Source organism: Vibrio hibernica, from assembly GCF_015223435.1.
GTDB lineage: Bacteria > Pseudomonadota > Gammaproteobacteria > Enterobacterales > Vibrionaceae > Vibrio > Vibrio hibernica.
Window position 1 is genome coordinate 36,032 of the sequence record NZ_VHKO01000023.1, and the last position, 6,395, is coordinate 42,426.

Genomic DNA, 6,395 nt, shown 5'->3' on the forward strand with positions numbered 1-6,395 from the left:
AATAAAAGTAATGCAGGTGAGAATATGTACCCACATTTGTTAGCGCCATTGGATCTTGGATTTACTGAGCTTCGTAACCGAGTTTTAATGGGATCGATGCATACCGGTTTAGAAGAGCAACGAGGCGAATTAACCAAACTAGCTGCATTTTATGAAGAACGCGCTAAAGGTGGTGTGGGGCTTATCGTTACGGGCGGATTTGCACCAAATTTTCGTGGACGATTGCATCCATTCAGCTCTCAATTTAGTTCATCAGCTCATGCGAAGAAGCATAAAGTGGTGACTGAAGCTGTCCATAAACATGGCAGTAAAATCGCATTACAAATTCTGCATGCAGGTCGTTATGCCATGCATCCTCTTTCTCAAAGTGCTAGTGCGACACGATCCCCGATTTCTAAATTTACTCCATTCAAGATGTGTGAGAGACAGATCCTTAGCACGATTAAAGATTTTGCTAATAGCGCTAAGTTGGCGCAATCGGCTGGTTATGATGGCGTAGAAGTCATGGGTTCAGAAGGGTATTTGATCAATCAATTTATCTGCCAACGAACCAATACTCGTCACGATAAATGGGGTGGAAGTTATCAAAACCGCATTCGGTTACCTCTAGAGATTGTGAAAGCGATTCGTCAAAAAGTGGGTGAGGAATTTATTATTATCTTCCGTTTATCCATGCTCGATCTCGTTGAACAAGGCAGTACCTTTGATGAAGTCGTTGAGCTGGCAAAAGGGTTAGAGCAAGCAGGCGTTACTTTAATAAATACAGGAATTGGATGGCATGAAGCGCGAATTCCAACGATTGCAACTCAAGTGCCACGTGGGGCATTTAGCTGGGTGACTGAGAAGATAAAACCACACCTTTCTATTCCGGTCATTACCTGTAACCGGATTAACACGCCAGAAGTCGCTGAAGATATTTTATCGCAAGGGCATGCGGATATGGTGTCGATGGCGCGTCCATTATTAGCCGATGCCGACTTTGTTAATAAAGCCGCGGCTGAGCAATCTAAACTTATCAATACATGCATTGGATGCAATCAAGCGTGTTTAGATAACGTGTTTAAAGGTAAGCAAGCATCGTGTTTGGTTAACCCTCGTGCATGTAATGAAACTCAAATGATAATAACGACCACACCTAAGAAAAAACGTGTGGCGGTGATTGGTGCTGGTCCTGCCGGATTAGCCTGCGCCACTATTGCTGCAGAACGTGGTCATCAAGTTGATTTGATAGAAAAAAGCGATCGGATTGGCGGGCAATTTAGACTGGCAATGCAAATACCGGGCAAAGAGGAATTTAGAGAAACTATCCGTTATTTCGCGAATCGTATCGAGCAAACGGGAGTGAATTTAATGTTGGATACTCAAGCCACTTTTGAGCTTATCCAAGACTACGATGAAGTAGTCATGGCAACAGGCGTGACACCTCGAAAATTAACTTTAGAGGGTATTGATACAGCAGATAAAGTGATCGATTACCAAACGCTTATTCGAGATAAAGTCGCATTAGGTAACAATATAGCGATTATTGGTGCTGGTGGCATTGGTGTTGATGTCGCGAGTATGATCACGGAACCTGAAACGCATACACTTTCAGATTGGTTAGAAGATTGGGGTATTGATCAAGAAATGTCTCACGCAGGTGGTTTGCAACCAATGCCGGAAACCATAACCGATAAGCAAGTATGGCTATTTCAACGTAGACCTGGCTCAGTTGGCAAAGGGCCAGGAAAAACAACGGGTTGGATCCATCGTGCAACCTTACAAAAGCGTGGTGTGAATCTATGTGGTGGTGTGAGTTACCAGAAAATCACGGCTGATGGGCTTCATATCAAGCGAGACGAGAAAGATGAGTTGATTAAAGCCGATAATATTATTATTTGTGCGGGTCAAGAATCAGTACGTCCGTTTGAAGCACAATGGCAGCAGCTTGGTGATAAATTACATATTATTGGTGGTGCAGATGTTGCCGGTGAGCTTGATGCTGTTAGAGCGATCCGCCAAGGTACTGAAGTGGCTATGAGCATTTAGTGTTACATTCACTGGGTTTAAATTAAGGGCAGCGTAGCGTTAAAATTGGAATGAGGGCCATAGCCAAATGAATAAGATTTGATTATGATTCTCATTCCTTTTTTGTATTCATCTGTATATTTACCGTAAATAAAGGTAGGGACGTTATGCAAGCATTAGATTTATTACTTCAACGCCGTTCGATGGCGAATTTAACCGAACCTGCCCCTGAAGGCAAAGTACTTGAAAATATTATTAAAGCTGGCTTAAGAGTGCCTGATCACGGCAATTTAACACCGTGGCGTTTTGTGATCGCTCAAGGTGAAGGATTACGTAAATTATCTACTATTTTAGTATCAGCAGCGTTGGCAAATAACAGCGAACAAGCGGTTATAGATAAACTGAAAAAAGCACCATTTCGAGCTCCAATGGTGATCACGGTTATTGCTAAAGTGACTCAGCATCCGAAAGTACCAGCATTAGAACAATATCTATCTGCAGGATGCGCAGCGCAAGCAATGCAAATGGCCGCAGTTGCACAAGGTTTCCAAGGCTTTTGGCGTTCAGGTGAGTGGATGTTTGATTCTTCTGTCCATCAAGCTTTCGGTTTACAAGGCGAGGACCAAATCGTTGGCTTTCTGTATTTAGGCACGCCAGGTTGCGAGCCGATGAAAACCCCAGAACGCGCGTTAGGCGATTTTATCGAATACTTATAATTAAAACTGTATAAATAAACAGTTTTCCTTGATTTTTAAGAGCCACGTTCGATAATGTGGCTCTTTTATTTTAATTATTGTTAGAGCTTGCTTGTGCGTTTATTTATTGCAGAAAAACCCAGTTTAGGACGCGCGATTGCGGCAGCTTTACCTAAGCCTCAAAAAAATGAGCAAGGTTATATTCGTTGTGGTAATGGCGATATCGTTACTTGGTGTATTGGTCACCTCCTAGAGCAAGTCGAACCAGATTTTTATGATGAACGTTATAAAAAATGGAATATAGCCGATTTGCCGATTATTCCTGAACAATGGAAATTACGCCCGCGCTCTGCTGCGAGCAAGCAACTTTCAGTTATTCGCCAATTATTCAAACAAAAGCCAGATCTTATTAATGCTGGAGACCCTGATCGGGAAGGTCAACTTCTGGTTGATGAAGTGATTGATTACCTCAAAGCGACAAAGACTCAAAAGCAAGCCACGCAACGTTTGTTAATTAATGATTTAAACTTACCCGCCGTTAAGCGAGCGTTATCTCAGATGCGTTCTAATCAGGATTTCATTCCTTTATCGGTGTCCGCTTTAGCTCGTTCTCGTGCAGATTGGCTTTATGGCATGAATATGTCACGAGCTTACACCTTACTTGGGCAAAAAGCGGGTTATCAAGGGGTATTGTCGGTTGGGCGAGTACAAACACCAGTCCTTGGGTTAGTGGTGCGCCGTGATGAAGAAATTGAAAACTTTATTTCGAAAGATTATTTCACATTATATGCACTTATCCCTTATCAAGATGAACAGCATCAATTTGATATTCGAGCACGTTGGAAGCCAAGTGAAGCGATAAAACCTTGGCAAGATGAAGAGGGTCGAGTGCTCTCGCGTAAGCTGGTTGAAAATGTTGCCAATAGAATTAAAGGCCAATTGGCAAAAGTGGTGGATTCGGAGCAAAAACAAACTAAACAAGCACCGCCGTTACCTTATTCTCTTTCCGCTTTGCAAATTGATGCCGCGCGTCGTTTTCAAATGAGTGCGCAAGATGTTTTGAATATCTGCCAATCTTTATATGAGAAACATAAACTTATTACCTATCCTCGCTCTGATAGTCGCTATTTACCTAAAGAGCATTTGTTACAAGCAAATTTGGTATGTCAGGCTATTTCCCACAATGCCCATGAATTAAAATTGGCAGTTGAAAACGCGGATCTTTCCTTGAAATCGAAAGCGTGGAATGACAGTAAAGTCGATGCCCACCACGCCATTATTCCAACGCCCAAACAATCTTCTAGCCGATCTCTCTCGGGACAAGAAGAAAAAATCTATCAAATGATTGCTCGGCAATATGTAATGCAATTTTATCCATCAGCAGTGTACGCAGAGTCTAAACTTGAATTCGATATCGCTGGTGGTTGCTTTGTCGCAAAAGGGAGAGTACTTATTATTGAAGGTTGGAAAGCCTTATTTAGTAATAATAAATCCTCGGCTCAACGGCAAGATTCAGATGAAAGTGATCCTGTTCCAGCGCTACAAAATGGACAGACGTTAATTTGCCGTGAGGGCGAAATAAAAGATCGAAAAACAGAGCCGCCGCAACATTTTACTGAAGCGACAATTTTAAAAGCCATGACCGGTATTGCTCGTTTTGTTGCAGATAAAGAATTGAAAAAAATATTACGGGATACTGATGGATTAGGAACAGAAGCCACCCGAGCGGGAATATTAGATACCTTATTTAAGCGGCAATTATTACTCAGGCAAGGGAAAAGTATTCTAAGTAGCCCCGCAGGAAGAGGTTTGATCCACGCACTTCCTGTTGAGTCGACGTACCCTGATATGACAGCGCACTGGGAACATCAGTTACAAGCGATGGCAGAGAAGCAACAGCCATATCGACCGTTTATGAATGATTTAGAGCAAAAAATTGATGGATTGATGCAACAAATTAAAACATCTGGAATACCAGACTCTTTACGTTCGTTACCTAAAGTGGATAAACCTGCTTTTCGTCGTAAAGGTAAGAGCAATAAAAAATATACGAAAGCTAATAAAGCCTAAAAGTTAAGCATTAAAATATTTGAACCACCATTATTTTCACATTTGTGATAGTTAGTGGTGGTTTTTCATTATGGGATTGGCATTATTATACTAATAAGATTTATAGCGGTTAGATAACGGCAGAGCGCAAGGATGGTAATAGAACGATGAGTATTATTTTAGAGTGTATCCGTACTGTGGGGCGTGGAGAGCGTGGTCGCAAGCCTTTATCCAAAGATCAAGCGTTTTCGGTGATGGATGCTTATTTATCAGGTCAAGAAAGTCAACATATAGACGCTATTGGTGATGACCAAATGGCGATGCTAATGATGCTTATTCGTGTGCAAAATGAGACCAATGCAGAAATTGCTGGCTTTGTTAAAGCATTTCAATCTCGAGTGCCGAATTTAGGTGCGGATATTGATTGGCCTTGCTACGCCGGTAAGCGTGTTAGTGATAATGGCAGCGATCAGCCGTGGCATGGGCTGGCGGCTAAAATATTATCGAATAACGGTTATAAAGTCCTGCTGCATGGCTATAAAGATGTGGCGAGTGGGCGAGTACACATCGAAGATTATCTTGAACAGTTGTCTATTCCATTAGCTCAAAGTCCCGAGCATGCTAAGAATTTGATGGATGAATATAATATCGCTTATTTACCACTTTCTAATTTTGCACCGATTGCTCAAACCATGATTGGCTGGAAAAATCGTTACGGTTTGAGAACGCCAATTAATACCGTTGTAAGAGCATTAAATCCTGGTGGAGCTCGTTTGGGGTTGAGAGGTAGTTTTCATCCTGGCTTTCAGCAGTTGCACGCTGAGGTAGATCACGAGATTGACAGCAAGAGCTTATCTGTTATTTCTTTTAAAGGTCAAAATGGTGAATCAGAATATAACCCGAAAGTAAGCCAAACAGTCTGGTTAAGCTCAGAAAAAGGGGTTGAATCTTTTTATTGGGCTGAGCGATTATTAACGGAGGTTTCTTTACCTAAACTATCTTTATTAGGAGGAGAGACACTTGAAGGTGATGTCAAAATTCAAATGGCAAATAGTGTCATTTCAAGCATGGCGGCCATATTATTTGCAGAAACACACGATCAAGAAAAAGCTTACCAACGAGCAGTTGAATATTGGGATAAAGCCACATACTCATAATTAAAATTGAAAGAAGCGAGGTTGATATACTTCCATTAGATCATAAAAAGCCCTCTAAATAAGGTTGATCCTTTCGAAGGGCTTTGTTGCGTAATTTGATGGAACTAAAAATATGGAAGTGACGATCAGATCATTTATATCCCATTAAACCGTCGATATTCATGCCAAAATCTCGCTATAAGATCAAAACTGGAAGCAATATAACTAATCACTCATTAAACGTGGATCACCCACCTTTTGGATTGATTAAGTGGCTATTCAAGAATGGGAAGAAGCGAAACAAGGGAAGAGAGGAAGACCTCGGATTTGGTGTAAGTTTACATCTTACCATTGATGCCGATACTCATGAGATTATTGCGGCAGGATTAACTTTCTTGAATATCAGTAATGGAGAAGCTTACGCAGTGATCAAAGCATTAAATAAACTAACAGGGTTAGATACGCCTAAAATTTATTGAGTTGATTAATATAACAGCATACAGCTGTT

At 41.3% G+C, this 6,395-nt stretch carries 5 protein-coding genes; all 5 read left to right on the forward strand.

Features of this window, described 5'->3' with window-relative positions; genetic code table 11:
• Positions 1–24: 24 nt before the first annotated feature.
• The 5 genes from FH976_RS09890 to FH976_RS09910 all read left to right on the forward strand — a co-directional run bounded on the left by FH976_RS09890 (position 25) and on the right by FH976_RS09910 (position 6,366).
• The gene (locus FH976_RS09890) at positions 25–2,028 is read left to right on the forward strand and encodes an NADPH-dependent 2,4-dienoyl-CoA reductase (RefSeq protein WP_194090693.1); all 2,004 of its coding nucleotides are present in this window, start codon (positions 25–27) and stop codon (positions 2,026–2,028) included.
• A 146-nt stretch (positions 2,029–2,174) separates the two neighbouring features.
• A complete protein-coding gene (locus FH976_RS09895) occupies positions 2,175–2,723 on the forward strand; it encodes an NAD(P)H nitroreductase (protein WP_194090694.1) in 549 nt (182 codons plus the stop codon).
• 93 nt (positions 2,724–2,816) lie between these two features.
• Positions 2,817–4,772, forward strand: coding sequence for a DNA topoisomerase III (locus tag FH976_RS09900; RefSeq protein WP_194090695.1), 1,956 nt, complete (start codon positions 2,817–2,819; stop codon positions 4,770–4,772).
• A gap of 146 nt (positions 4,773–4,918) precedes the next feature.
• Complete coding sequence (locus FH976_RS09905; RefSeq protein ID WP_194090696.1) at positions 4,919–5,908, forward strand: glycosyl transferase family protein; 990 nt, start codon at positions 4,919–4,921, stop codon at positions 5,906–5,908.
• A 161-nt stretch (positions 5,909–6,069) separates the two neighbouring features.
• Entirely contained in the window at positions 6,070–6,366 is a 297-nt protein-coding gene (locus FH976_RS09910) for a hypothetical protein (protein ID WP_194090697.1), read from the forward strand.
• Positions 6,367–6,395: the final 29 nt, after the last annotated feature.